24 protein-coding genes are annotated in these 26,759 nt (G+C 33.3%); 11 read left to right on the forward strand and 13 right to left on the reverse strand.

Annotated features, from left to right (window positions below):
* The first annotated feature begins 12 nt into the window (after positions 1-12).
* Positions 13-1,311: a GntP family permease gene (locus LS73_RS00260; RefSeq protein ID WP_034559296.1), complete on the forward strand. Its 1,299-nt coding sequence runs from the start codon at positions 13-15 to the stop codon at positions 1,309-1,311.
* Positions 1,312-1,558: 247 nt separating this feature from the next.
* Positions 1,559-2,920, forward strand: a complete 1,362-nt coding sequence (locus LS73_RS00265) for a TIGR00366 family protein (protein WP_034559298.1) — start codon at positions 1,559-1,561, stop codon at positions 2,918-2,920.
* Positions 2,921-3,039: 119 nt separating this feature from the next.
* Here LS73_RS00265 and LS73_RS00270 read toward each other — a convergent pair whose 3' ends face one another.
* The gene (locus tag LS73_RS00270; RefSeq protein WP_034559300.1) at positions 3,040-3,534 is read right to left on the reverse strand and encodes a ferritin; all 495 of its coding nucleotides are present in this window, start codon (positions 3,532-3,534) and stop codon (positions 3,040-3,042) included.
* Positions 3,535-4,039: 505 nt separating this feature from the next.
* Here LS73_RS00270 and panC point away from each other — a divergent pair.
* The 3 genes from panC (at position 4,040) to LS73_RS00285 (ending at position 7,266) form a co-directional block, all read left to right on the forward strand.
* A complete protein-coding gene (gene panC / locus LS73_RS00275) occupies positions 4,040-5,023 on the forward strand; it encodes a pantoate--beta-alanine ligase (RefSeq protein WP_081955658.1) in 984 nt (327 codons plus the stop codon).
* 101 nt (positions 5,024-5,124) lie between these two features.
* Complete coding sequence (locus LS73_RS00280) at positions 5,125-6,360, forward strand: hypothetical protein (RefSeq protein WP_233708826.1); 1,236 nt, start codon at positions 5,125-5,127, stop codon at positions 6,358-6,360.
* Positions 6,361-6,528: 168 nt separating this feature from the next.
* Positions 6,529-7,266, forward strand: coding sequence for an AzlC family ABC transporter permease (locus LS73_RS00285; protein WP_233708825.1), 738 nt, complete (start codon positions 6,529-6,531; stop codon positions 7,264-7,266).
* Between the two features lie 42 nt (positions 7,267-7,308).
* Here the strand turns inward: LS73_RS00285 and LS73_RS00290 are convergent, their stop codons facing one another.
* Positions 7,309-8,151, reverse strand: coding sequence for a pyridoxine 5'-phosphate synthase (locus LS73_RS00290; RefSeq protein WP_034559302.1), 843 nt, complete (start codon positions 8,149-8,151; stop codon positions 7,309-7,311).
* Between the two features lie 107 nt (positions 8,152-8,258).
* On the opposite strand from LS73_RS00290, the gene LS73_RS00295 reads away from it, so the two are divergent.
* Positions 8,259-9,092, forward strand: coding sequence for a CheR family methyltransferase (locus LS73_RS00295; protein WP_034559304.1), 834 nt, complete (start codon positions 8,259-8,261; stop codon positions 9,090-9,092).
* 13 nt (positions 9,093-9,105) lie between these two features.
* Positions 9,106-9,798 carry a CheB methylesterase domain-containing protein gene (locus LS73_RS00300; protein ID WP_052089937.1) on the forward strand — a complete coding sequence of 231 codons (693 nt, stop codon included), beginning with the start codon at positions 9,106-9,108 and terminating at the stop codon, positions 9,796-9,798.
* An 80-nt stretch (positions 9,799-9,878) separates the two neighbouring features.
* On the opposite strand, the gene dapE is transcribed toward LS73_RS00300, so the two are convergent.
* Positions 9,879-11,096 (reverse strand): succinyl-diaminopimelate desuccinylase, encoded by a 1,218-nt coding sequence (dapE, locus tag LS73_RS00305; protein WP_034559306.1) that lies wholly within the window; start codon positions 11,094-11,096, stop codon positions 9,879-9,881.
* Positions 11,097-11,208: 112 nt separating this feature from the next.
* On the opposite strand from dapE, the gene LS73_RS00310 reads away from it, so the two are divergent.
* Both LS73_RS00310 and LS73_RS00315 read left to right on the forward strand, forming a co-directional pair.
* A complete protein-coding gene (locus LS73_RS00310) occupies positions 11,209-11,958 on the forward strand; it encodes an exodeoxyribonuclease III (RefSeq protein ID WP_034559308.1) in 750 nt (249 codons plus the stop codon).
* A gap of 42 nt (positions 11,959-12,000) precedes the next feature.
* Positions 12,001-13,863, forward strand: coding sequence for a menaquinone biosynthesis decarboxylase (locus LS73_RS00315; RefSeq protein WP_104692179.1), 1,863 nt, complete (start codon positions 12,001-12,003; stop codon positions 13,861-13,863).
* 37 nt (positions 13,864-13,900) lie between these two features.
* On the opposite strand, the gene rseP is transcribed toward LS73_RS00315, so the two are convergent.
* From rseP to mraY, 10 genes are all read right to left on the reverse strand, one after another.
* Positions 13,901-15,031 carry an RIP metalloprotease RseP gene (gene rseP, locus LS73_RS00320; protein ID WP_034559437.1) on the reverse strand — a complete coding sequence of 377 codons (1,131 nt, stop codon included), beginning with the start codon at positions 15,029-15,031 and terminating at the stop codon, positions 13,901-13,903.
* The gene (gene pgsA, locus LS73_RS00325) at positions 15,028-15,573 is read right to left on the reverse strand and encodes a CDP-diacylglycerol--glycerol-3-phosphate 3-phosphatidyltransferase (RefSeq protein ID WP_034559435.1); all 546 of its coding nucleotides are present in this window, start codon (positions 15,571-15,573) and stop codon (positions 15,028-15,030) included. The genes rseP and pgsA overlap by 4 nt, the downstream gene beginning before the upstream one ends.
* A 233-nt stretch (positions 15,574-15,806) precedes the next feature.
* A complete protein-coding gene (locus LS73_RS00330; RefSeq protein WP_034559433.1) occupies positions 15,807-16,553 on the reverse strand; it encodes an SIR2 family NAD-dependent protein deacylase in 747 nt (248 codons plus the stop codon).
* Positions 16,554-16,639: 86 nt separating this feature from the next.
* Positions 16,640-17,410, reverse strand: a complete 771-nt coding sequence (locus LS73_RS00335) for an SDR family NAD(P)-dependent oxidoreductase (RefSeq protein WP_034559431.1) — start codon at positions 17,408-17,410, stop codon at positions 16,640-16,642.
* Positions 17,392-19,110, reverse strand: coding sequence for a glycosyltransferase 87 family protein (locus tag LS73_RS00340; protein ID WP_052089960.1), 1,719 nt, complete (start codon positions 19,108-19,110; stop codon positions 17,392-17,394). The genes LS73_RS00335 and LS73_RS00340 overlap by 19 nt, the downstream gene beginning before the upstream one ends.
* Positions 19,111-19,118: 8 nt before the next feature.
* On the reverse strand, positions 19,119-19,553 hold the full coding sequence (locus LS73_RS00345; protein ID WP_052089959.1) for a UbiA prenyltransferase family protein: 435 nt from the start codon (positions 19,551-19,553) through the stop codon (positions 19,119-19,121).
* Positions 19,554-19,860: 307 nt separating this feature from the next.
* Entirely contained in the window at positions 19,861-20,214 is a 354-nt protein-coding gene (locus LS73_RS00350; RefSeq protein WP_114985950.1) for a UbiA family prenyltransferase, read from the reverse strand.
* Between the two features lie 53 nt (positions 20,215-20,267).
* The gene (locus LS73_RS00355; protein ID WP_034559423.1) at positions 20,268-21,788 is read right to left on the reverse strand and encodes an FAD-binding oxidoreductase; all 1,521 of its coding nucleotides are present in this window, start codon (positions 21,786-21,788) and stop codon (positions 20,268-20,270) included.
* 20 nt (positions 21,789-21,808) lie between these two features.
* The gene (locus LS73_RS00360) at positions 21,809-22,801 is read right to left on the reverse strand and encodes a DUF2059 domain-containing protein (RefSeq protein WP_034559421.1); all 993 of its coding nucleotides are present in this window, start codon (positions 22,799-22,801) and stop codon (positions 21,809-21,811) included.
* Between the two features lie 30 nt (positions 22,802-22,831).
* The gene (mraY, locus tag LS73_RS00365) at positions 22,832-23,902 is read right to left on the reverse strand and encodes a phospho-N-acetylmuramoyl-pentapeptide-transferase (protein WP_034559419.1); all 1,071 of its coding nucleotides are present in this window, start codon (positions 23,900-23,902) and stop codon (positions 22,832-22,834) included.
* A gap of 158 nt (positions 23,903-24,060) precedes the next feature.
* On the opposite strand from mraY, the gene gpmI reads away from it, so the two are divergent.
* The gene (gpmI, locus tag LS73_RS00370) at positions 24,061-25,590 is read left to right on the forward strand and encodes a 2,3-bisphosphoglycerate-independent phosphoglycerate mutase (protein ID WP_034559416.1); all 1,530 of its coding nucleotides are present in this window, start codon (positions 24,061-24,063) and stop codon (positions 25,588-25,590) included.
* Positions 25,591-25,874: 284 nt separating this feature from the next.
* On the forward strand, positions 25,875-26,747 hold the full coding sequence (locus LS73_RS00375; RefSeq protein ID WP_034559413.1) for a biotin--[acetyl-CoA-carboxylase] ligase: 873 nt from the start codon (positions 25,875-25,877) through the stop codon (positions 26,745-26,747).
* The last annotated feature ends 12 nt before the right edge of the window (positions 26,748-26,759 follow it).

Here is a 26,759-nt window from a genome sequence, read left to right on the forward strand (position 1 = left end):
TAAGGAATCTTTATGACAGCTATTATTTTTGGCTTAATAGTCCTTATGCTATTTGCATATTTTGGTTGGTCTATCATTTGGGTAGCACCTCTTGCAGCTGGTGTTGTGGCATTTTTGAGCGGATTGGGCTTATTTGATACTTATACAGGCACATATATGAATGGTTTAGTTGGCTTTGCTGTGAAGTGGTTTCCTGTATTTATGTTGGGTGCAATTTTTGGTAAGCTCATGGAAATTACTCAAATGGCAACTTCAATATCTGTATTGATTGGGCGAATACTAGGAGAAAAGAGGGCAATTTTAGGCGTTATTCTATCTGCTGCAATTCTTACTTATGGTGGCGTTAGTTTATTTGTAGTTGTATTCGCCGTGTATCCTTTGGCTTTATCTCTTTTTAAGAGAGCAGATATTCCTCGCAGACTAATTCCTGCTGCCATTGCTTTAGGCGCATTTACTTTTACTATGGCAGCAATGCCGGGCTCTCCACAAATACAGAATCTTATCCCTATGAAATATTTTGATACAACCCCTATGGCGGCTCCTATTATGGGCATTGTGGCTAGTTTGATTATGTTTTTAGGCGGGTATTTTTATCTAAAATATAGAGAGGGTGTTTTAAAGTCTAATGGGGAGCATTTTGATTTTGATACTAAATTTCAAAATGCTGAATGCAACCAAGTAAGTCAAAATGCCAAAACTCCCAATTTTATTATTTCTTTAATCCCGCTTATATGCGTTGTGGTATTGCTTAATGTATTTAAGTTTGAGATTATTAATGCCTTGCTTTGTGGAATAGGAGCTATATTAATATTGAGCTTTAATAAATATAAAGAATTTATAGAGGCAATCAATCAAGGTGCATCTGGCTCTGTTGTTGCAATCATAAATACAAGTGCTGCTGTTGGTTTTGGCTCTGTTGTGAAGTCTGCACAGGGCTTTAATAGCCTTACAGATTTGCTTTTAAGCATAAAAGGAAGCCCTCTTATATCAGAGGCAATAGCAGTAAATATTCTTGCGGGTGCTACAGGATCTGCATCTGGTGGCATGGGCATAGCCTTAGAATCTCTAAGCGAAAAGTATAGAGAAATAGCAATAAGTCAAAATATACCACTAGAGCTTTTTCACCGAGTTGCCTCCATTTCATCAGGTGGGCTTGATGCCTTGCCACATAATGGCGCAGTGCTAACACTGCTTGCTATAACAGGAATGACACATAAAAAAAGCTATTTAGATATTTGCGTAGTAGCAGTAATAATTCCAATCATTGCCCTAATAGTTGGAATTATTATGACATATTTTGGAATCTATTAAACTATGACTTAATGTTTTGCTTATTGCGAATCTAATAGCTTTATTACCATATTGCACAATATGTATAGAAAACAATCTATCAATATGTTTGCATAATATATAATCAATCTAAGTTTTTAGTTATAGTAAATAGATCCAATAAATGTAGAACTTTACTAATCTTTTGTGTTTGTTTTAATCTTGCCTTTGATTCAAGTTCATATATAAATGTTGGATTCTATAGGATTATGTTGTTTAAGGGGATATTATGTTTTTATTGCGTAGATTTACGCATGCTTGCGTTGTGCTAGCTTCCAGATGTTTGCCAGATTCATTTGTTATTGTTGCTATTCTTACGATTTTTGTATTTTTTATTGCTATGTTTTCAACACAGCAAAGTGCCTTAGATATGATGAATCATTGGGGGAATGGAGCATGGTCGCTACTTGGTTTTTCCATGCAAATGGCATTGGTTTTAGTGCTAGGACAAGCTTTAGCTAGTGCCAAAGTTATTTCAAAGTTTCTTAAATATCTAGCTAGCATACCCAAAAGTTACTTTAGTGCTATTATTATGGTAGCTATATTAAGCATGGTTGCGAATTGGATTAATTGGGGTTTTGGATTGGTCATTAGTGCAATTTTTGCTAAAGAAATTGCAAAAAGTGTAAAAGGCATAGATTACAGACTGCTTATTGCTACTGCTTATTCTGGTTTTGTTGTTTGGCATGGTGGGCTTTCTGGCTCTATTCCTTTAACCCTTGCAAATGGAGGAGAGACACTTAGTAAAACAACATCAGGCGTAATTACAGAGGCAATCCCTGTATCAATGACTATTTTTTCTTCCTATAACCTTATTATTTGTGCTGTTATACTTGTATGTCTCCCAGCTTTATTGGCATTCATACATCCTTCAAAACAAGATATTATAGAGATTGATAAAAAGTTACTTGATGAGAAAGAAGAAGTAGAAGTAATTAGTCATAAAAATGATCATACATTAGCTGAATATTTGGATAGACATTTTCTAATCAGTCTATTAATAGGGGGGTTTGGCTTTATTTATATTATTTCATATTTTGCTAAAGGTGGAGTATTGAACCTTAATATCATAAATATGATATTTCTGTTTGTTGGAATCTTACTACATAGAACCCCAATTTCCTATATTAGAGCAATTAATAAGGCAACTAAGAGTGCTGCTGGAATCTTATTGCAATTTCCTTTTTATGCTGGAATCATGGGAATGATGATGGGAGTTTCTAGCAATGGGGAATCTTTTGCTGGATTATTATCATCTATGTTTGCTAGCATTGCTACTAAGGAGACATTTCCCTTGCTTACGTTTATTAGTGCTGGGATTGTTAATATATTTGTTCCATCAGGTGGCGGTCAGTGGGCTGTGCAAGCTCCAATTATGATGCCTGCTGGATTATCTCTAGGTGTAGATCCTTCAGTAGTTGCTATGGCTATTGCTTGGGGTGATGCATGGACAAATATGATTCAGCCTTTTTGGGCTTTGCCTGCATTAGCAATTGCTGGACTTGGCGCGAAAGATATCATGGGATACTGCGTTGTAACTTTAATATTTGTAGCGATTGTTGTGTGTGTCGGATTTTTATTTTTGAAGTGAGTTACTAGATTTTGCAATATATATTTTATAAATATAAAATTATTTAGGTGGTTAGCTAGGACTAAAGTCCTAGAATACTTAGAATCTCATTTGATTCTAAGTAGTTATTCTATAGATAGTTATTTGCCTGCTAGTGATTTAATATATTGATCTGCTAGATAAAGTCCGTTGCTTTTATCACCTATTAGCTTAATCTTATCTACTATACCCCTAAATAAAGCTTCTTCTTCGTGTTGTTCTGCAACATACCATTGCAAGAAATTAAAAGTAGAATAATCTTTATTTTCTAGCATAAAACTTACAAGCTCGTTGATTGATTTTGTAATTGATACTTCATGATCGTATGTTTTTTCAAAAACATCAAGTAGACCCTTAAAGTTATTCTCTGGCTTTTCAATAGCCTGTAACTCGACTATTGAATCAGTTTCATTCAGATAAGTAACAAGCTTTTTTGCATGTTCGTTTTCTTGACCTGCATGCTCAAATAGAAAAGCACCAGCACCTTCATATCGATTTTGAAAACACCAAGAACTCATGCTTAAATATAAATTTGAAGCATACATTTCCTTAGCAACTTGCTCATTTAATTTTTTAACAACTTCTTTGCTCAACATAATGGACTCCTAAAAATTTAAATATGTTAATTCCTATTAAATTAACTTTATCATTATAAAGCATAAAATGATAATAAGTCAAGTATATTTGCATATAATTTATCATTTTGATGAAATAATGATAAATTTGTTTAAAATAGTCCACCTGATACAAAATATTATCAAATTGATTATGATAGACAAATATGAAACTAGTTTATTAACTTTTATTGTTATTTAATACAAAATGGGAATCCAATAATAACTTATTTTTCATATATAGTTGTATTTTATAGTTTAATGTGAATTTAATGCTGCGCTATATTTGATTTTATTGTTTGATATATTTGGATTTTGTTCTATAATTTATGCTTCTATTCATATTTATTAGCATTTCTATTGCATTGTATCTAGTTTTAGCAGTATTTAGATTTTGTTAATCTCTTTACAAATAGTGATTTTCAAATTACAATAACAACTTCATTATTATTGCATTTATTATAATTCCACAGATTTAAGGACAATGATGGATTACTCTAAGCCTATCATATCTAATGCGCCAATTATTGTAAAAACAAAAGACCATCTTCAAAGACAAATCGCACTATGCCTATCTTTGTATAATGATGAGGCTACTTATGGTGTGTCAAATTTAGATTCTAAAGCTCAAAATATTGTGAAACAAGATTCTATAAATTTGGGCTTGGTTCCAACAATGGGTGCACTCCATAATGGACATAAAAGCCTTATAGAATCAAGCGTTTCTAACAACAAAATAACCATTGTTTCCATTTTTGTCAATCCTACACAGTTTGCCCCTACAGAGGATTTAGCCAAGTATCCGCGCACATTAGAGGCAGATATACAGCTTTGCGCTAGTTTGGGTGTAGATATTATATTTATGCCAGATTATACTGAAATGTATGGATTAGATGAGATTACACTCACGCCGCCAAAGTCTATGGGCTACATCTTGGAGGGATATTATCGTCCAACGCATTTTGCAGGTGTGCTACAAATTGTCTTAAAGTTATTTAATCTTATGTTATTGCCAAAGCAAAGATTCCAAGATTTAGAGTTTCCTAGCTATGGCGTGCGAGCATATTTTGGTAGAAAAGATGCACAGCAATTATTAATTGTTCAGAAGATGACTAGGGATTTGTGCTTGCCTATAGATATTGTTTCAATGCCAATTATTCGCGATTCTGATTCATTGGCACTAAGCTCTAGAAATGTCTATCTTAGCCAAGATCAAAGAAATAAAGCCTTAGCTCTTCCAAGGGCTATTTTAGAGATAGAGAATTTAATCTTGGAAAAGAATATTCGAGATGTTTTGATTCTAAAACATGAGGCTAGTAAAATCCTAGATGGCTTAAGTGTTGATTATATGGACTTTTATACACGAGAGCTAAAGTTGTTAGGAGATAGAGATGAAGCTATGGATTGTGTATTTTTGGTAGCAGTTACAATGCAAAAGGTTAGGCTGTTGGATAATCTTTGGATAGATTAGTCTTGTTGTGATGTGTTATAACAGTTAGGATTGGTTTTGGATGTAATACTGGTTGTAATTTGAGGAAGCGTTATTATATAAGAATCTATTTAAGGAGAAGTATGCGGATTTTGATAATTTTTATGTGTTTGGGCATATTTGCTAGCTCGCAGGCGAGACATACAAATCTTGATAATGCGTTAACTAGTGGCTCAAAAAAGGTAGACATAGTCTTATATGGAAAGAGTTTAGATGGCTTTGGTAGTTATGTTAACGCATCTGTAGGGCTTGGTTATGTTACAGGATTCTATTATGATATTCGAGGGGCAATATCCTTTCGTGCAGCACAGAGCCTATTTGATTCTCGCAATGCTTTTAGGGGAGATTTTGGCGGTGTTGATGAAACAATAGTAGGCAATAGCACAATATTGCTAGATGAGTCCTTTCTTGAATATTTTGATGGCGATACTGCCATTAAGGCTGGGCGGTTTCAGCCTATTAATGAGTATATTAATGTTATGATAGATGGAATCTGGATAAGGAATGCAAGCCTTAAATCTATTATCCTAGAGGGAATGTGGGCTTATAGAAGTGGACGAGTTACATATTATGAAATGCAGCCATTTAGAAGGCTTGGTGGGGATAGCATAGGCTGGTTTGATTTTGGAGCAAAATATTTTTTCTCAAAGAAAGATGCTAGTGTTAAGGATTCTATGTATATTAGCATTTTTGGCAATTTTATACCTAGTGTGTTTGGGAGCGTTGGGGTTAGATGGCATTCTGGATTTAGGCTTGGACAAGGTGAAACTTGGCTTGGTATAGATGCTGGATTTGCTGCTAGCTTTGAGGATAGCAAAAATAGATTTTCAGCTGACAACAACACGTTTTTATTTGATGCAAAGGCTAGCATTGGGCTTGGTAGTTGGCTTGATGTGTTTGTTGGCTATGTAATGAGTGGAAAAGGTGGCATGGGAGGAATAAATACTCTTGGCGTAGGCAATGCAACACAAGCAGGGGATTTAATGTTTTATAAAAACATACAGCCCTTTTTTACTTGGGGTGGAGATGCTATTAAGTTTGGTAGGAATGCCAAGCTAGTTTATGCTGCTTCTAGGATTAGCTTATTTGATAATAAGCTAAGAGTGTATGCTGCCTATGGTATGACAATATTTGATGGATATAGCGGTAGATATGGAAACAACAATATATCTAATATCATTCAAAACGAACTTAATGTTATGGCAGAATTTTCAATCACTAGCTCACTAAGCATTATAGCATATATATCTGATACTCATTTTGCTAAAGGTGCACCAAATAATTTTCAAGTTAATGGCGGCTTTCGCTTTATGTTTTAGCTTGTTGCAAATAATTGACCGCCAATATTCAAGAAACAAACACTAACGTTATGCGAGATTGCACACTAGGTAGGTTTAACTGAATTTTAAAATATAATACATAAATGCTTCTTGATATAAAACTCTTAGGATTCTAGTATAATCGATTAACCTAGCTAAAGGATTGCAATGGATGGGACTCCAAACATGAATACAGATGTATTGGCATTTAAAGAAGGATTTAAATATAGTCTACCAATCCTTGCTACATATGTCCTTATGGGAGCTGTGTTTGGAATCATGATGGCAAAAGCTGGTTATAGCGCGTGGCTAAGTTTGCTTATGTCTATTGTTATTTATGCTGGTGCAATGCAATTTGTAGCTGTTGGATTGTTGGCTGGTGGATTACCTATATTAAGCATTGTTGCTATATGTTTAAGTATCAATGCAAGGCAATTTTTTTATGCTATTGCAAGTCTTGATAGATATGGATTTAGAGGTTGGCGCAAGTGGTATTTAGTCTTCTCTGTAACTGATGAAACATTTGCCATATTAAACTTAAGAGAGCAGAAAGCAGGCATACAAAACCAAGATAAAATTCACAATCAAAAAGTCATGTTTTTTATATCATTATGTAATCATTGCTATTGGATTATAGGCTGTGTAGGCGGAACATTGCTTGGCGGATATTTGTCTTTTATACAAAATATTAATGGCTTAGATTTCATTGTTATAGCTACTTTTACTGTGATACTTTATGAAAATTACAAAATAAAAAGCAATCGAGTATCAATAGGTATTGGAATGGTTTGCACTATTGCCTGTTTATTTTTTGATAGAGAGAATTTTTTGCTTTATTCTCTTGTGTGTATATTTTTAGTTCTATTACTTGGATATAGATTAGGTTTTATGTCTATTAATAAGTAGACTATATAAGAGCTCAAACATAATAGTAGCTTAAATTAAGTTTTAGTCTCTTTTTATAATCTTTATCATATCCTTTATAGCGTTTTCTAATCCAGTAAAGATAGACCTAGCAATAATGCTTTGCCCAATATTTAGTTCCTCTATATATGAGATATTGGTAATTGGTTTTACATTATGATAATTTAGACCATGTCCAGCAAATACTAATAGCCCTTCATTGCTTGCTTGCTTGCTTTGATATATCAATGAATTTAGCTCGAAACTTAGCAATGACGCCAACTTAGAGCGACTAAGCTCTAACTCTTTAATGCTGTTATGTGTGCGTGATAAATTTGATTCTATCATTAATGATAGATTGGCGTATTTTCCTGTGTGTAGCTCTACGCCTAATGAGCGACTTAGTGTATTAATCATTTCACTTGATTTACTTGACTTTTTTGAAATTAATCCTAGTTTTTCTCCAAATTTTAGACATTTCTCTATGCTTGCCTCATTTGGGTCTATAAATAATGCCACATCAATATCACTATGCAAAATCCTCTCCATAACCGGCAATAAGGAATCTTGTAGTAGCAATCCACCCTCTGTTGTTACTTCATTGCGATTTTCTGGGACTATAGTTATTCTATGTGGTTTTAATTCGCAAACCACTTTAATAATATTTGCATTTGTCGAGCATTCTACATTAATGGGCAAGAAGCTTGATTCTATAATGCGACTCAAATCATATTCACAAATATGTCTTCTATCTTCACGTAAATGCACTGTGATTTGGCTAGCTCCAGATCTCTTAGCAATGAATATTGCTTCAAGTGGATCTGGGTCATTAATCTTTCTTGTTTCTCTTAGATATGCTATATGGTCAATGTTTACGCCTAGCCTCATTACAGCCCTTTATTTTGGATAATATGCTAATATTATAACTCAAGTAACCATAAAATTTATAAGATTCCAAAATAATCAAAAATTTTTATAACCCAAAAAGGACAGGTATGCAATTAGATATTAAGCAAATACATATTATTCAAGATTTACTAAGAAATATATGTGGTATTCACTTAGTAGATTCTAAACAAACTATGATAAAAAATCGACTAAATATTCTTTTGAAACATGATTTATTAAACAATATAGCAACTTTTGAAGACCTAGTTAGTTCTATAAAAAGCAATTCACAAATTAGACAAGCTTTCATAAATAGCTTCACAACAAATAAAACAGATCTATTTCGTGAATCATATCATTTTGATGATATGTTAAATAGGACATTAATAGAACCTCTGCGTAATAATAAACAAATTAAGATTCTATGCTCTGCTTGCTCTAGCGGCGAAGAAGCCTACTCTATTGCGACAACTTGCGTTTATGCCAAAACATTATACAAGTCGCACTCCGTTATTACCATAGTTGCTACTGATATTGATACCAATATGCTGGAAGCGGCAAAAAAAGGAGAATATACTTTTGATCCAAGGTTGCATAAAATTCCTGATTGGGTTGAAATTGAGAAATATTTTGATGTTCAAAAATCAGGAGCAATATTTCAATTCAAAGCAAAAAACAATATAAGAAGTCTTATTACATTTCAGCAACTTAATTTTTTATCTAATGCATATCCTTTTAACGCTAACGATTTTGATATAGTATTTTGCAGGAATGCTCTTATTTACTTTGAGCATAATAATCAAGAGGAAATCTTGACTAAATTAAGTCATGTTTTGAAAGATGGAGGAACGCTTTACTTAGGGCATTCAGAAGATATACTAGGTCTTAAAAACAAATTTGACAAGTCTGGCAATAAAACATTTGTTAAGAAGTCTTGCTGATTAAAGGAGAGTTATGTTACCTAAGAGCATTATTCTATCCAATCAAGTAGAAGAAAAATATCATCCTGATACTGTTCTTCCAAAGAAGCCATCTCAACAGGCTCGCGACAAAGTGATAGTAATTGGTAGTTCAACAGGTGGAACAGAAGCACTTTATCAAATATTTTCAGCGTTGCCAACAGGACTACCTCCTATTGTAGTTGTGCAGCACATTCCTAAGACATTTTCTTCTTCACTTGCTAATAGATTGAATGCAAATAGTAAACTAAGCATTTGTGAGGTTAACAATTTAATGGAGTTAAAACAAGATTGGGCATATATAGCCAATGGAGATTCTCATGCAGTTTTTAAATACGAGGGTAGAAAGTGCTATGTCATGCCACTCAATGCGCAAAAGATTAGTAGACATAGACCAAGTGTAGATGTTCTATTTAGAAGTGCTAATAATGTAATAGGGCGAAGCACTTTAGCTATTATCTTAACTGGAATGGGAGATGATGGAAGCATTGGCATGAAAGAGCTTTTTGATAATGGTGCATATACTATTGCCCAAGATGAAAGCAGTTGCATTGTATTTGGCATGCCAAAAAAGGCTATTGAGGCTGGTGCAATAAAGGAAGTTTTACCTTTAAGTAAGATTCCAAATAGAATAGTAGATTATGCTAATGGGAAGATTTTATCTTCCCATAAAGATATAGAAATTTAATAAGTAGTTGCTATATGCTTATTTAATTCTTATTTGTCATTCTTAGGTTTTTTATATTTACCTTAGAGTAAGAGATTTTATTAATGAATTATCTTTCCAAAGTTGCAAAGTACATTAAAAAATATAATATTTAATCGTTCTATATCTTTTAGTTTAACTCTTTCGTTTATAGCATGTATCCTATCATTGCATACTCCAATTTCTGCTACACCAATACCATGAGCACTAAAGAATCTAGCATCACTAGTCCCCCCGCTAGTGCTCCTAGTAACATCTATAACATCAAACTTATTAGAATCTAGTATACTAGATTCTAATATATCTATAAACTTTTTATCAGTGGTTAGGAAACCCTGCGCGCTTTGCCTTAGCTCTAATGTATATGGAAGCCCAGATAGCACTCCTTCTATATAGCTTCTTAGGGAATCAAGACTAGTTTTAGTAGAGTTGCGCACATTAAACATAATACGCATATCATTAGGTGTTACATTAACAGTTTCAATACCTGCTCTAATATCGGTAATAACTAGCTTTGAGGGTTCAAATTCCTTTGTACCGCTATCTAAATTCACCCCAGCCAATTTCCCTAATCTATCTCCTAAAAGTTCAATGGGATTAATACATTTACTTGGATATGCTACATGTCCTTGCTTTCCAGATATATATATCTTGCCATTAATTGAACCACGTCTCCCCACTTTTATAATATCTCCAGCGATATTATTGCTTGTAGGTTCTGCTACAATGCAATGCGTTGGCATAAGATTCTTGCTTTTAAGAATCTCTAGGGCATATTTGCTACCATGTATTGCTTCACCTTCCTCATCGCTAGTTAATAAAATAGAAATAATAAAATCCTGCTTATTATCTTTTGTAAGAAATTCCTTAATAGCACTAATGAAGCAAGCAACACCGCTTTTCATATCTTGAGCCCCTCTACCATACAAATACCCATCGCTTATTGTAGGTGTAAATGGGTTGAATCTCCAATGATTAGCATTGTTTTTATTATTTAGGGCTTTGTTAGAATGCTCATTCCATTCTCCACCTGGTGGAACAACATCAATATGCCCAGCAAAGCATAAATGCAAAATATCTCTATTAAAAGATTTGGATTCTAAATGTGTTGGAATCTTATATAAGAAAAGATTTTTTACCCCATCTTTGTCTATATGCAATGCCTCAAAATCTGGCAATAATCCTTTAATGTATTCATAGATATTTAATTCTAAGGGCGTTATAGTTGGATAAGAAATAAGCTTTTTTGTAATATCAAGAGCATTTGTTGTTGAAGTCATAATAATCCTTAAATAAAGCATTATAACACAAAGCCAATCAAGGCACTTTAGCAATATGTTGTTATAATTCTTTTTGGATTAAAATTAAGATTCTACAACATAAGGAGATATTTTGAGGTTTATTTCATGGAATGTTAATGGCTTGCGAGCTTGCATGAATAAGGGGTTTATGGATTTTTTCAATGAAATTGATGCTGATGTTTTTTGTATACAAGAATCCAAAATGCAGCAAACACAAAGCGAATTTAGCTTTGATGGTTACTATGAGTTTTGGAACTGTGCAGAGAAAAAGGGGTATTCAGGTACAATAATCCTAACTAAGCAAGAGCCATTAAGCGTCAAAAATGATATGGGTATTCCACACCATGACAAAGAAGGAAGAGTTATAACGGCTGAATATGATGATTTTTATCTAGTAAATGTATATACGCCTAATTCTAAAAGGGAGCTTGAGAGATTGGAATATAGGCAGCAATGGGAAGATGACTTTCGCTCTTTTCTTGGTGAGTTAAAAAAGAAAAAAGGAGTGATTGTATGCGGAGATTTGAATGTAGCGCATAAGGAAATTGATTTAAAAAATCCAAAAACAAATCGTAGGAATGCTGGTTTTACTGATGAAGAGAGGGAGAAGATGAGTGAGCTTTTAGATTCTGGTTTTATTGATTCTTATCGTTACTTATACCCTGATAGAAAGGATGCATATACTTGGTGGAGTTATATGGGCAAGGCTAGAGCAAATAATACGGGTTGGAGAATCGATTATTTTTTACTATCGGAATCATTACGAGATATATTAAAAGAGGCTTTTATTTATCCTGACATAATGGGAAGCGATCATTGCCCAGTAGGAATACAAATATAACTAATACTTCATTATTACATTTATAAGCAATAAGGATTTCAAATGCAAGACCTTATATCATTTTTACAAGAACACAATGAGCTAAAAATTATTGAAGAGCCCCTAGACATTTGGCTAGAGATTCCGCACTTAGCCTATATAGAAGTAAAGAAGCAAGATTCTAAGGCATTGCTTTTTACAAATCCCATTCATAAGACAAAGGAAGGCATAATTACATATAATATGCCTGTAGTAATGAATGTTTTTGGTTCATTTCGCCGTTTGGAACTGTTAGTTACTAAATACAATACCAACAAAAGCTTCCCAAATATAGAATCTATTGCTTCACAAATTAAATCTTTATTAAATCTAACTCCACCTAAAGGAATTAAGAATCTATTCGCAAAGCTCTTCGATCTTTATGCCTTGCGACATGTATTTCCAAAGAAATATAAAGGCAAGGCTCCATGTCAAGAAGTAATTATACAAGGAGATTCTATTAATCTTTATTCATTGCCCATACTTAAAACATGGGAAGATGATGGTGGACAGTTTATTACTATGGGGCAAGTTTATACACAAAGCCTAGAAGATTCCAAATCCAAGTCTGCAGCAAATAATGTAGGCATGTATCGCCTGCAAGTTCATAGTAAAGATTCATTGCTATTGCATTGGCAGATTCATAAAGACGGGGCACATTTTTTTCATGAATACAAAAAAGCAAATAAACTAATGCCAGTAAGCATTGCTATAGGGGGCGATCCTCTATATATCTGGTGTGCTCAAGCTCCTATGCCTCCTAGGGCGTTTGAGCTAATGCTATATGGGCTTATTCGCGGGAAGAATCCTTTACTAGCAAGCTGTATTAGCAATGACTTAAGCGTGCCTTATGATTGTGATATAGTTATTGAGGGATTTGTTGATACAAATGAATTTGCACCTGAGGGGAAATTTGGAGATCATACTGGATTCTACACTCCTATTGATTATTATCCAATCATGCGCATAAATGCTATTACCATGCGACAAAAGCCAAGTTTTGCTGCAACAGTAGTAGGTAAGCCACCACTAGAAGATAAATATATGGGATTTATGACAGAGAGACTTTTCCTGCCATTACTGCAAACAAGTGTACATGGATTAATTGATTATTCTATGCCAGAGAATGGTGTGTTTCATAATCTTATTCTAGCAAAGATTGAGACAAACTATCCAGCTCAAAGTTTGCAAATAATGCATAGTTTCTTTGGGCTTGGACAATTGAGCTTTGTTAAACATGCTATTTTCTTGGATTCAAATGCGCCTAGTTTGCATAAAGACTATGAGACTTTGTGCGATTATATCTTACAGCGAGTAAGCACAAAAGAGTTATTCATTACTCAAGGTATTTGTGATGCATTAGACCATGCTACACATGAATTTGGTGTAAGCGGGAAGTTAGCCATTGATGCTACCAAACAACCATTAAAATTTTCCTTTCAATCAATAGATTCTAAAGGATTGCTAGATAAAATGAAAAGTATTTCTAGCGAGATAGAATCATTGCATATATATCCGCATGAAAATCCAATTGTCCTTTGTCGTGTAAGAAAACAAAAAACACCTATATTATCATATGCCAATAGATTCTATGATGAGCTAAATGAATATGCAAGCTTCTTTATATTTATAGATTCTAATGAGGACTTGCAAAATTACTATTTGCTTATTTGGCGTATTGTAAATTCCATTGATGTAACTAGAGATTTGGTTATTAAAGATACTTGTGCTTTCTTGGATGCCACAAGTAAGGGCGAGCTAGAAAATTATACAAGTGATTGGCCAAAGGATACATTATGCACCAAGCAAGTCCTAGAATCATTACAAGAAAAGGGGCTATTAGATGGAATTGATTTAGAGTTTATACAAAAATTTGGAATCTTATGAATTTTGCTTCGCAATAATCTTGTTTTTAGTATTTGATTTAGATAGAGCTGCTTATCAAACGATAAATATCGTTGTAGATTCCTATGCACATAATTGCTACAATTATGCTTATACCAATGGATACTATCATGCTTTCTGCTTTTTTGCTAATGCTCTTGCCTGTAAGCCATTCATAGCATGTAAATACAATTTGTCCTCCATCAAGCAGGGGTAAGGGAAGTAAGTTTATAATCCCTAGATTGATAGATATAAATGCTACTACCCAAAGAAAGAATATAAAATCTACATTTAGTGCCTTGATGCTTACTTCTGTTATTCCAATAATACTGTTTATATTTTCTAATCCAATTACTCCAATTAGCAGATCCTTTAATCCCTCATATAGCAATAATGAAGTTTTTATAGTTTGATTTAGTGATTGTATAATTGATTCTTGTAATGAAATATTTTTAAGCTCTTGTTTAGGTGCTATGCCTAGTATCAATCTATTATCATTCTTGCTATGACTAATGGGCACTTCTAACCTAAGATATTCTACATCTATGTCGCTGCTATTTGCAATGTTTTGTAAATTATTAGCCTGCCTTGATACAACTACTAGGGCTATTTTATCTTGCATTAATTCATTGCCTTTAATATTATTAGCAGAATCTAAGTTTGATTTAGATTGTTGTGAGTTAAGAATCCTAGATATATCCTGAAATGATTTTACTTCTACCCCATTAATACTAAGGATTTTGTCATTTTCAAGTAATATGCCATGTGATGGAAGACTTGGATTCACTTCTCCAATTATTGGCTCATTGCTATAAGTTGGTATGCCATGCAAGAATATACATATATATAATAAAAAAGCAAGCAATATATTGAACAATGGTCCAGCAAATAAGATAGCTATTCGCTCTAAAGGATGCTTTGCGAAAAGAGAGCTAGAATCTTTTATAAGATCTGTGTTATTTGTTTCACCTTGTAGTTTTACGTATCCGCCAAGTGGAATGAGCGATAAGGAGTATTGTGTGCCCTTATAATAATAGCTAAGCAATTTTGGACCAAAGCCAATACTAAAAGTTTGAACGCGCACACCAAATAGCTTTGCGAAGATAAAATGCCCTAATTCATGAAAAAAAACAACAAAGGAAAGCGCAAGTATGGATATAATTAGATTCATAATGATAAGGCTTTATAATATTTAATCGTGTAGTCGATCCCAGAATATACGGTAACAAATACTGCAATCCATAAAAACAGCTCACCACCGGGGAAGAAATTTGCCAACAAAAAGGCAATAGCTAGAATCTGAAAGCCTGTTTTATATTTACCAAGTGCGCTAGCAGCTACATTTTGATGAAAGTTAGCTGCTACAACTCTAAGCCCTGTAATATAAAATTCCCTTGAAAGAATGATAAAAACAGCCCAAGCATTAGCCCTATCAAGTATTAATAGCCCAATAAAAGCACTAAGCATTAGCATCTTATCTGCCAAAGGATCAAAAACTTCACCAAATGTGCTACCTAGGTTAAATTGTCTAGCAATATATCCATCAAAAAAATCTGTAATAGAGGCAATGCAAAATATAAGACACGCGAAGTAATCACGCCATGAAATATGCACATAACTTGGCACAATTAATTCCCAATGCAAAAGAATCGCCAATAACAAAATGGACAATATTATTCTTGAAAATGTAAGGACATTAGGCAAGTTTTTCATCAAATTCCCCTAAATGCAGGCTTAAAGACGAATAAAATAAACTTATATAGAATTCAAAACCGCTAGATTATTATAACAAAAAGAATTAGGCACATAATGCAAGTAATAAATCTTGTGTTGTTTAATTATAGATTTATTTTTTGCTATATAAACGACAAAGAGTAATTTAATAGTCAATGTAATATATATGCAATCAGGAATTTTTTAACTTTATAATCACAATGCCAATATGCTTAATTAGATTTATTAAAAAAATCAATCAAGCCTTCTTGTATACTATTTATTGCTTGTGTGGCAGTCATATATAATTTCATATCAAATAAAGATTCCATAATATTTGGGCTATATTCAAGATTGTTTAGAATCTTAAAACCGATTTTTTCTTGTCCAGTTCGCCTGATAAGTAATGAGTTAATATCTATCACATTGGCACTTGTGCCAATTACTACTACGCAATCTTTGTTTGTGAGATTGCTAAATACCTGATGTAATAATCTATACTTTGGTGCTTCCTCAAAGAAAAACACTATGAAAGGTTTTAGATACTTGTATCCACATGTTTCACAATCATGCGGCATAAACTCTTCATAGCCTATGTTTAATATTGTTTCACATTGTGGGCAGATAATTTTAGTTAGTTCCCCATGCAAATGCACCACATTTTCTACACCAGCACGCTCTAGTAAATCATCTACATTTTGTGTAACATGGATTATTTCTATTTGCTTTTGAAGTGATGATTCAAATATTGAGGATAGTTTAGCTAGAAATTTGTGCATATCATTTGGCTTTGCTTGTTTTAATTCTTTGCGCCTAAGATTATAAAAATCATGTACAAGATTGAAGTTCTTAAGCCAATTTTTATAATTACATACTTCCATAGGGTCATGCTTTGCCCATAACCCATTATTGTCTCTAAAGGTGCTTAGCCCAGATTCTGCGCTTAGCCCAGCTCCACTAAAAATTATTAATTTCGCCACATTATCCTCCTTAATATTTGAATCATATTTAGGATTTTATCCAATATCAAGCTGTAAGTAATGCTTATTTGATTTTGTAGCTAGGTTTATAGTTTCATCTTGTTAAAGATTCTACTAGGTAATAGTCTAATTATTATCATAATAGGCTTCCATATCCATTTAGAATATATGTTAGTTTTATTTCCTTGTAATGCCTTATATATATCTTTTGCTAGTTTGGTAGGGCTAGCAACTAGCATCCTTTGGCTTAATATGCCAAGAGCAATGCTTTGTAGACTTTTAGTATTTGTAAAGCCAGCCCTAACGCACAGAATCCTAACTGTTAGTTGTTCTTGCAAGCCAAAGCGATTGGCAAGCCCTTGCATATACGCGCTAAGAGCGGCTTTAGAGCAACCATATATATAATTGCTAGCCCTTCCTCTATCTCCTGCTACAGAGCTTATAGCAATGATAAAGCGATTTTTATGGGCGTTGTTAGATTCCATTTCAAAGCGATTTGCTATTAGCTCTAATAAACTAATAGCTCCTAGTATATTTACATCTATACTCTGTTTTGCTAGATGAAAATTTGCTTGTGCATCTTGCTGCTTTGGCATATATCCAGCTACATAAATTACGCCATGGATATTATTAAAAGATTCTATAAATTCCCTATGCACCCAAAAGTTGCAAACATCAAGCTCCATTATATTAATATTGCTAGTTGTGGTGTCTTTATATAAAGATTCCAATGTTGTAATATCTCTAGCACAAAGTATAAATTCTATGCAATCATCTTTCATAGATTTGTCAAATACTTCTACAATCGCTTTTGCAATTTCACTTGTAGCACCTATTATTAGGATTTGTTTAAGCATGATTCCTCCTTTTTGCAAACAATATATATTGCATATGCATAAAGCAAACTGCTATAGCATAGTGCTTCGAATCTTCCAAATGTATAAAAGTTAAAATCCATGTAAATCAAAATATATAGGCAATAGCAAATAAGAATAAAAAACCTTAATCCACTGCATGCAAATAATCCAATAAATGCTAGACAAATAACTAATGTGTAGTCATAAATATGATGTTGGAATAAGCAGAACGAAATTACAATGCTAGATAATATTATTGTCTCCTTTGATGTCTTAAACTTTATAGTGCAATAAGTCCAAATTATGAAGCAAGCAATTAATAGATATACAAATGGATTCTTTAGATTTAATCCGCTAAAGGTAGTCCTTGCAAGGCTTAGAATATCTATAATCATTGAGCTTGCATGTTCGCGTCCTACAAGAATTGGTAGAAATAGTGATTCTATAAATCCTATATTAAAATGCCAAGCAAATGTGGCAATGACTACAATATGGATAATGCAAGCAAGACATGCAGCAACATAGAATCTAGCTAGCAAGAATCCAATTATAAGAGGGATTCCAAATGTATATTTTACACATACTATAGAAAGACAAATTCCACAAATAATGGGATTATGTCTATAAATAAAAGCTAGAGTAACAAATAATGCTATAACCAAAGGAATATTGCCACGATAAATAGCAGCAGCATATACTTCGCTTAAAAAGAACAACATAGTAAAAATAGCAAAATATGTGAATGGAATCTGTCTTTTGAGTATTTCTCTATAAAATAAATAGCATGTAATAATTATGCAAAGATTATTAAACGCGCAATACCAAATCTTTGCTACATCATATTCAAGCATAGCAAAGGGATACATGATAACATATAATAAATGCGCATAGTTTGGTTTATTAGCAAGGAAATAATTGCCATTTAGTGTTTCGTAATATGGATTAAGACTTTGCTGTAATCCATGTAAGCCAAATAGCTGCACTGCTGGATACCATTGCATATCACCACTATCATTACTCCCTAAATACGCCCCACCATCTCTAATAATAATGCTATCTGTATAAAAGAATATGCAAAAAATTATAAAAGCAAACCATACTAGCAATAAATGCAAACTAATATTAGAATTCTCTAGTCTAGTGATTGCTATATGTATTTTATTGCATAGCTCTCTAAAGGATAAGCTAGGAATTAAGGCAAGGTTTTGCTTAGTATTAGTAAAAATCTTACCCATATATTCAAGCTTAGCCATTTGGCATCTAGGATAGATTTTTGCTTTAGTTTTATTTTTATAATCATTCCTAAGCATAACTATTAGTAGGCATATAATCCATATAGTGCATATAATTAATGCTCCTTTTTTGGTTAGTTTTACTTCATAATCAATATAGCCTATTCTTTGTTTTGGAGCTAGTTTTTTGCTTGATGTAATATATACATTGAAGCTTTGGCTTTCATGTATGTAGATAGAATCTAGATTGGAGCTAGACTCTTTTAGGTTTTGCGTATAGATATGAAATAAATAGATGTTTGATCTTGATAACTCCTTAAAAATTCCAGAGTAACCGCTAGTTTCTACAACTGCATGGAATGTTGCTGGCGTGTTGCCTTGCTCTTTTATGACAATGGGAGCATTTTTGATTCTAATAAGGCTACAGGCACAAAGCAAGATAATAAAAAATATTGAAATATACCTCATAACAATCCTTATAAGTAAAGTAAGACAAAGAAGCTAAGAGTCCACAAGCAAATTACAATTTGCAAAAATCTATCACTAAGCACAACCATACTTGGATCTTCTGCCTTATCAAAGACAAATATAAGTTGGAGATAACGCAATATTCCAATCAATACAAAGAATCCAGTTAGATATAAATAATTAGTCTGCATACGATTAACTACAGAAGGTTCAATGCTATATAAAATATAGGCTAAAACAATAGTTCCTCCAAGTATGCTAAGGGAGCAATCAAAGAATGCTATGTTATAAGATTTAAGATTGGCTCTTGCAGTATCTAGGCTAGATTTATATTCGCTTCGTCTTTTGCCTAGAGCTAGGAATAGGCAGAGGCAAAATGTTATGATAATAATATAGTGAGAGAGTTCTATTTTTACCGCAAATGAGCCAACAAATAGCCGCAAAACAAATCCAACAGCAATGGTGAATATATCTACAATGGCAATAGCCTTAAGTATAAATGTGTAGGCGATATTTAGGATAATGTAGGATAGTATTGGAAAAAAGGCAATATAAGTATTATAACTTAGCTTTAATTCTTGGTCTAAGGTATTTCTATTGGGGCTTAAATCACAATGTTGATTTTTTGGAATATTATCATTATAGCTTGTGGTATGTGCGTATTTTGATATGTTAAGATATATAACATAATTATTAAATTTGTCTATGGAGTCAAAGCTAGGATCGTATCTATTGTCATATTTTTGTGGGTCATGTTTGCCCCCCCCCCCCCCGTATATTTTGTGATAAGTATAAAGAGTTAGCGATTATAACAAGCCCAGCTATAAATAATGCACAACCAAAGCATATTGCATTACTATAGCTTATAGCACCGCTTGCAATAGGTCGCAGGGCTTTAAGTTTATGTGCTCTATCTGCTTGGACGTCAATTATGTCATTCATAATATAAACGCTACTACAAACAAGGCTAAATCCTATAAATACGCCCAATAAGCACAGAAACACAAATGGTTCTAAAATCTGTAAAGCAAAGAATGCAGGCGCAAAGATGAATAGATTCTTTACATATTGGTAAGGTCTCATAAGTTTAATATAGTTTTTCATCTATCTCCCTTATTTATTCTTTGAGGTTTTTGTTTTTTGAATCTAAGAACAAGTTAGATTCCCAATCTTTTGCTCTGCAGGCTCTCTATCTTAGAATCTAGTCCATAATCTTTTCTTAATTCTCTAAACTCATTAGCGCGTTTATAAGATATGTCAAATATATGTTTGCTCATACGAGAATCTTTGGTTAGATAAATCCTCCCACCACATTTAGTAACGATTTCATCAAGCCTATCTAATAGCCCAAATATGCTTGGGGTATTTTTAAAATCTAAGGCTAAGGAGTAGCCCTCCAAAGGAAAGCATAAGAAGCTAGAATCCTCTTTGCCATAAAGCTTTAGGACATTTAGAAATGAGCCTTGCTTAGATTCTGCAATGAGATTTAATATATCATGCAGGCTTTGCGTGCTATCTTTTGGAATTATTATCTGATATTGCAAGAAGCCATTTCTGCCGTAGATTTTATTCCATGATAGTATGGAATCAAGTGGATAAAAAAAATGCTTAAAATACACTAATTTTTGCCCATTCTTAGCCCTTGAATAATAGAGTTTATTGAAGATTCCTACACTAAATGGGTTTAACGTGGAATTTGGCAGATAGAAAGGAATCTTTAGTTTTGCCTTATAGTGTGCTTTTTGTTTGATGTTATATTGTGGCATATATTGTTCATTTGACTTCTGATTGGATTTGGGCTTTTTGTCTTCTATTGTATGTATATTGCTTGTTATTTGGTTTTGCCTTTTGTCATTGTAGTTAAAATCAGAATCCAAAGCAAAGTCCCCATAGCTTACAATTCCGCGCCCAAGATTTTTATCTTTAGCTAGGCTATCAATCCAAGCTACTGCATAAGGTGCTTGTTTGTGTGATTCTAGGTATTCCATAGTATTACTTAGATTATTAGTTTTGATTGTAGTTTGGCAAATCTTAGATGAGCTAACTTTTCTTAGCCTTATTCGGGCTTCAAGTATAATGCCTGTTAATCCCATGCCACCAAATGTTGCGTAGAATAAATCAGAATTCAAATCTCTGCTACACTGCATTATATCGCCATTTGGTAGCATAAGAGAGAAGTTAAGCACAGATTCTATAAAATTACCTCCTTTAATAAGCTCTACACAATTTAGGGCTTGTCCGCAAGATTTACATAATATATTTTTATTTATTTTTGTGTTAGCTTTGGAATCTAGCTCTTCAATCTGACTATAGTTATTGTGGTGATGGTTTTTTCCATGCACATTTGAGGCTATTGCTCCGCCTAGTGTGATGTATTGTGTGCCCGGTGTAACATGGAGAAAAAAGCCCTTTGGCATACTAAAGTCTAGTATATCATCAAGCATTACTCCGCATTGCGCATGCAAAATTCCGCAATCTTGGCAAAAGCTATGTATTTCATCGTAAGGTTTGCATAGTAGAATATTCTTGCTTAATGAGCTATCACCGTAGCTTCTACCATTACCACGAGCTATAAAGGGCTTTTTGCTTGCTAGGAATTCTTGCAATTTTGCTATTTTTTCTAACACTTCTAGGTTACTATCAATGCTAGGATAGCCACCAAATCCACTTATTTTCATAAACTACATATGCCCAATATTTAATCATCTAAATCATCTTCCAAGCCAAAGTAACTTACAACGTTATCAAGAACGCGATTAAGATAATTTTCTTGGTATGTATTAAATGTATCAGATCCATAAGTATTTAGCCATGCTAAAGTTATATTTTGTCCGGCTTTGGATTTATAAAACTCAATTAGACTATCTAATTCTTCTTGAGAGTAGCTCTCTGATTTAATATGCAGGCTATATTCTATTATCACTGTTTTTAAATTATGCAAAAGATTTCTTATATCATTTGAACTTAAGAAATCAAAATTACGAAGATATGATTCCATATCTAATAGAGCAAAGTCGATTGACTGCCTTTCTTTCTTTACATCAACTAGCTCTAGAATAGACTTCTTACGCTTTTGCTCCTTTGGATCGTTGCTGCTTAGTTCAAATGGAGGCAATTTTGGCACCTCAAAAGCCTCACTAAATGACATAACAAGCTCTATGAACTTGAGATTAATCTCTTTATCTACCATTGAATCTTTTTTGCCCAATGGAGATTGTGCGAAATCATATAGATTTTGAGCTTCTTCTAATGTGAAAAATTTTTGCATATACATAGCTATAAAATGTCTAAAGTTCTCTCTATCCTTGGCTATAGTATTTTTGTTGTATCTATTCATAACGCGTTCGAATGTCTTATAGCTAGTGATTTTATGCTTTTTTAGAACTTCTTTATCTATGCTATCAAATGTCAATCTAAGCACATTGTCATCAAAAGTTGCAATCACTCCGCTATCTCGCACATAGCCATTTAGTAAATAGTATGTGCTTTCTTGTTTTGATCTAATATCATAGTTGCTAGTATTGCTAATGCTATGATCATCTTTGTGACTATGTGCTTGCATTGTTGTTGGCATAGTAGCTAGCATAGCAACACAAGTTATATGTTTTAAAAATCTTTTTGTATATCTTGAACTAGATTCCATAAATTTGTTGAATATATGACTTTTAACTTTTGATTGGTCATTTTGCATTATTGTCTCCTTTTAATAGATTGAATGAATTTATCGAATTTTTAATGTGATTAGAGCTATGATATTGCTTAATATAGCAATAATCCAGAATCTAACAATTATTTTATTTTCTGCCCAACCTTTTACTTCAAAGTGGTGATGAATTGGTGCCATGAGAAAGATTCTCTTTCGCCTTAGCTTATAACTACCAATTTGCAGTATTACAGATATTGTTTCAATTACAAATATTGATCCCATGCAGATTAGTAATATTTCATTCTTGGAGACAATGGCGCAAAAGGCTATAAATCCACCAAGTGCTAGGCTTCCGCTATCACCCATGAAAACTTGTGCGGGATGGCAGTTGAACCATAAGAAGCCAAATAATGCTCCAATCATAGCTAGGCTTAATACCATTACCTCCCCTGAATCTACAACATGAGGAATGAATAAATAACGAGAAAGCTCTACATTCCCACTAATATAGACAAATATACTAAGCGAAGCCAATGCGCAAATGCTAGGAATAGTTGCTAATCCATCAAGCCCATCTGTTACATTTACGGCGTTGGTGGTAGCGAGGAATACTATTAGCCAAAATCCAATCATTAAAAAAGGATAAGATTCTAAGTATAAGATAGGATTTTTCATCAATGGCATAAATAGCGAAGCATTTAGCCCAACTATATATAGCCAAATGCTTAACCCAAGACCAACTAAGAATAATAAGCCAAATTTTAATTTAGAGCTCATACCCGCATTTTTTCTTGCTGAAATTTTCATATAGTCATCTCTAGCTCCAATAAGCATAAATAACATCATGCCGACAAGACCTATATGAACATATACGTTATCTAGCCTAGCAGTAAGTATGCTAGCAATAGCAGCGCATGATATAAAAACTATGCCACCCATAGTTGGCGTATCTTTTTTATTGCTGTGTGCTTTAATGGAATCTGATATTGGTTGGTTGGCTTTTTTAGCTTTAGCCCATGTTATAAAATGTGGCATAAGAAATACTGCAAGCAAAAAAGCTATGAAGAATGCCATGCCAGCTCGAAAAGTAATGTATTTTAACAAAGAGACATTTAACAACCCTTGTAAATGTAGCTCATATAGCATGCACACTCCGAATAAATAATTTAAATATTGATTAAACAAAATAATCATGTAATTATAAAGAAAATTTTGTCTATAGTGAATCTTTGATAAAAATTTATTATAATTTGTTTAGTAAGTGCTATATGATTAACTATAAACAATAAATTTAAGGATTGTTCATGAGTAAGGTCGTATTAATCATTACAGATGGCATAGGATTTAGCCCTAATACTCAATACAATGCCTTTTATCATGCGAAAAAGCCTCATTATGATTATCTATTTGAGCATGTCCCAAACTCCTTGTTGCACACTTATGGCGAGAGTGTTGGGTTGCCTAGTGGGCAAATGGGTAACTCTGAAGTTGGGCATATGAGCATTGGAAGTGGCAGAGTTTTATATCAAGACTTAGTTAAGATTAACAAATCAATAAGCGATAATACTTTAGCATCAAATCTAGTATTAAGGGATATGCTAGATTGTGTAGATACTTTGCATTTAGCTGTATTAGCAAGTAATGCTGGAGTGCATTCACATATCAATCACCTAAAAGAGTTAGCTAGAATTGCCAAATCTAGAGGCAAACAAGTGTGGCTACACTTAATATCTGATGGTAGAGATTCTAAACCGGGGACATTCTTAGAGCAAATTAGTGTGCTTGATGATATTTTAGATTCTAATGTCAAGGTTGCTACAGTATCTGGAAGATTCTATACGATGGATAGAGATAATCGCTGGGAACGTATAAGTCTAGCCTTTGATGCTATAGCAAATGGAGCAAATTTACAAAGCCAAGATATACAAAGCTATATCAATCAATCTTATCAAGATGGAATCTTTGATGAGTTTATTTTGCCTGCTAGTTTTAATAATTATATGGGTATGCCAAAGGTAGATATACAGAATCTAACTCAAAACCATATAGATACTAATAATAAAGATTCTAAAACTCAAGGTTTTATATTTGTCAATTATCGTAGCGATAGAGCTAGAGAGATTGTAGCAAGTCTTGGGCTTAGGGATTTTAAGGAATTTAAACGCGATATGCCAAATTTGATTGTTGCTTGTATGTGCGAATATGATGAGAAGTTTCCGTTTAGGGTTATGTTTCCAAAAGATAAGGTGCAAAATACTCTAGCTCAAATCATCTCAAATTATGGTTTAAGGCAGGCTCATATTGCTGAAACTGAAAAATATGCCCATGTGACATTTTTCTTTAATGGCGGAAGAGAAGATATGTTGAAAGGCGAAGAAAGGTTGCTTGTGCAATCACCAAAGATAAAAACCTATGATTTGCAGCCAGAAATGAGTGCGCCTGAAGTAGGTGATGGAGTTTGTAAGTTTATTGAGAGCGACTTTGATTTTATTGTTGTGAATTTTGCCAATGGAGATATGGTTGGACATACTGGGAATTTTGAGGCTAGTATCAAGGCTGTTGAGGCTGTGGATAAGGAATTAGCAAAGATATGGAGTCTTGCTAAGCAAAAGGGATATAGCGTTGTGATGACAAGTGATCATGGAAATTGTGAGGAAATGAAGGATTTAAACCTAAATCCATTACCAAATCACACAGTAGGAGATGTATTCTGCTTTGTTGATTCTAGCGATGTGGTTAAAATTAATAATGGCGCGCTTAGTAATATTGCTCCCACCATACTTAAAATCATGAAACTGCCAATACCTAGTGAAATGGATAAGCCTTTGTTTTAGCATTCGTATTAAGATATAATAGGATTTCGTTTTAGTTGTTATATATTTTACTTTAGAGATGTTTTTTGCTATTGCATTAGTAAGTTAGGGCTGCCAAGTTTAATTAATATTTGCATTTTGACTAGCCCCTTGTTTTATCATTTTTTATTATTTGGTTATATTGTTTATATCATATTACCTATGATTCTAGCAACATTGCCAATTCATTAGTTTTTACTGTGTTTAAACTAAGGATTTCTAGCATCTTTAGCTATGATTCTAGTTTTATATTAATAAGGATTCTTATGCGCTTATATTTTTTTAAAGAGATTAGCTCGACACAAGAATTTCTATATTCGTATTTAAAAAATAAGTCAGATGATATTCCTATATTAGTTGTTGCATTGCATCAAACAAATGGCATTGGTTCGCGTGCGAACAAATGGATCTCGCCAAATGAGGGAATATATTTTTCTTTTGCCATACATAAGTCTTATTTGCCAAGTGATTTGCCCTTGCAATCTAGCTCAATATATTTTGGTTGGTTATTTTTGCAGCGTTTAAGAAAATACAATAAGCATGTGTGGTTAAAGTGGCCAAATGATATTTATATTGGAGATGTTTGTCCTAGCTTAGTTAATTCAGAGTCTAGCTTGGACTCTATGACTTCTATCCAAAGTGCTAGCTCTTGCAATAAGTCGGATATAAGTATGGGTAAAATTGGTGGAATCATGACTCAGGTAGCAGGGCAGAGTGTGGTTTGTGGTATGGGAATAAACCTATTTGATTCTTTTTATGCTTCACTATATCCACATTCAAGCCAGCAAAATACAGATCAGATTCTAAATGAAGTGTTAGGTTTTTTAAACCTTAATAGTGTAGAATCATCTCAAATATTATGGTTAGAATCAACTAAAGATTTAGCAAGAGTAAGCGATTATATGTCCTTTGTTGACATTCCTTCAATTGAAGTCAACATTGCTGATACCTCTTTTTTTACTAATATTGCTTGGAGAGATGTTTTTGCTAAGTATCGGCAGGAATTTTACAAGAATAATAATGTAATAGCCCATATTATTAAAGATGGCATAGAGGAGGAAGTAAATTTATCTAATTGCACATTATGCGAAGATGGCTCTCTTATGAAAGATGGCAAAAAGTTTTATAATATGCGTTAGGACATAAGGAGA

Origin of the sequence: Helicobacter muridarum, from assembly GCF_000765805.2 — a bacterium.
In the GTDB taxonomy this organism is placed as follows: Bacteria; Campylobacterota; Campylobacteria; order Campylobacterales; family Helicobacteraceae; genus Helicobacter_A; species Helicobacter_A muridarum.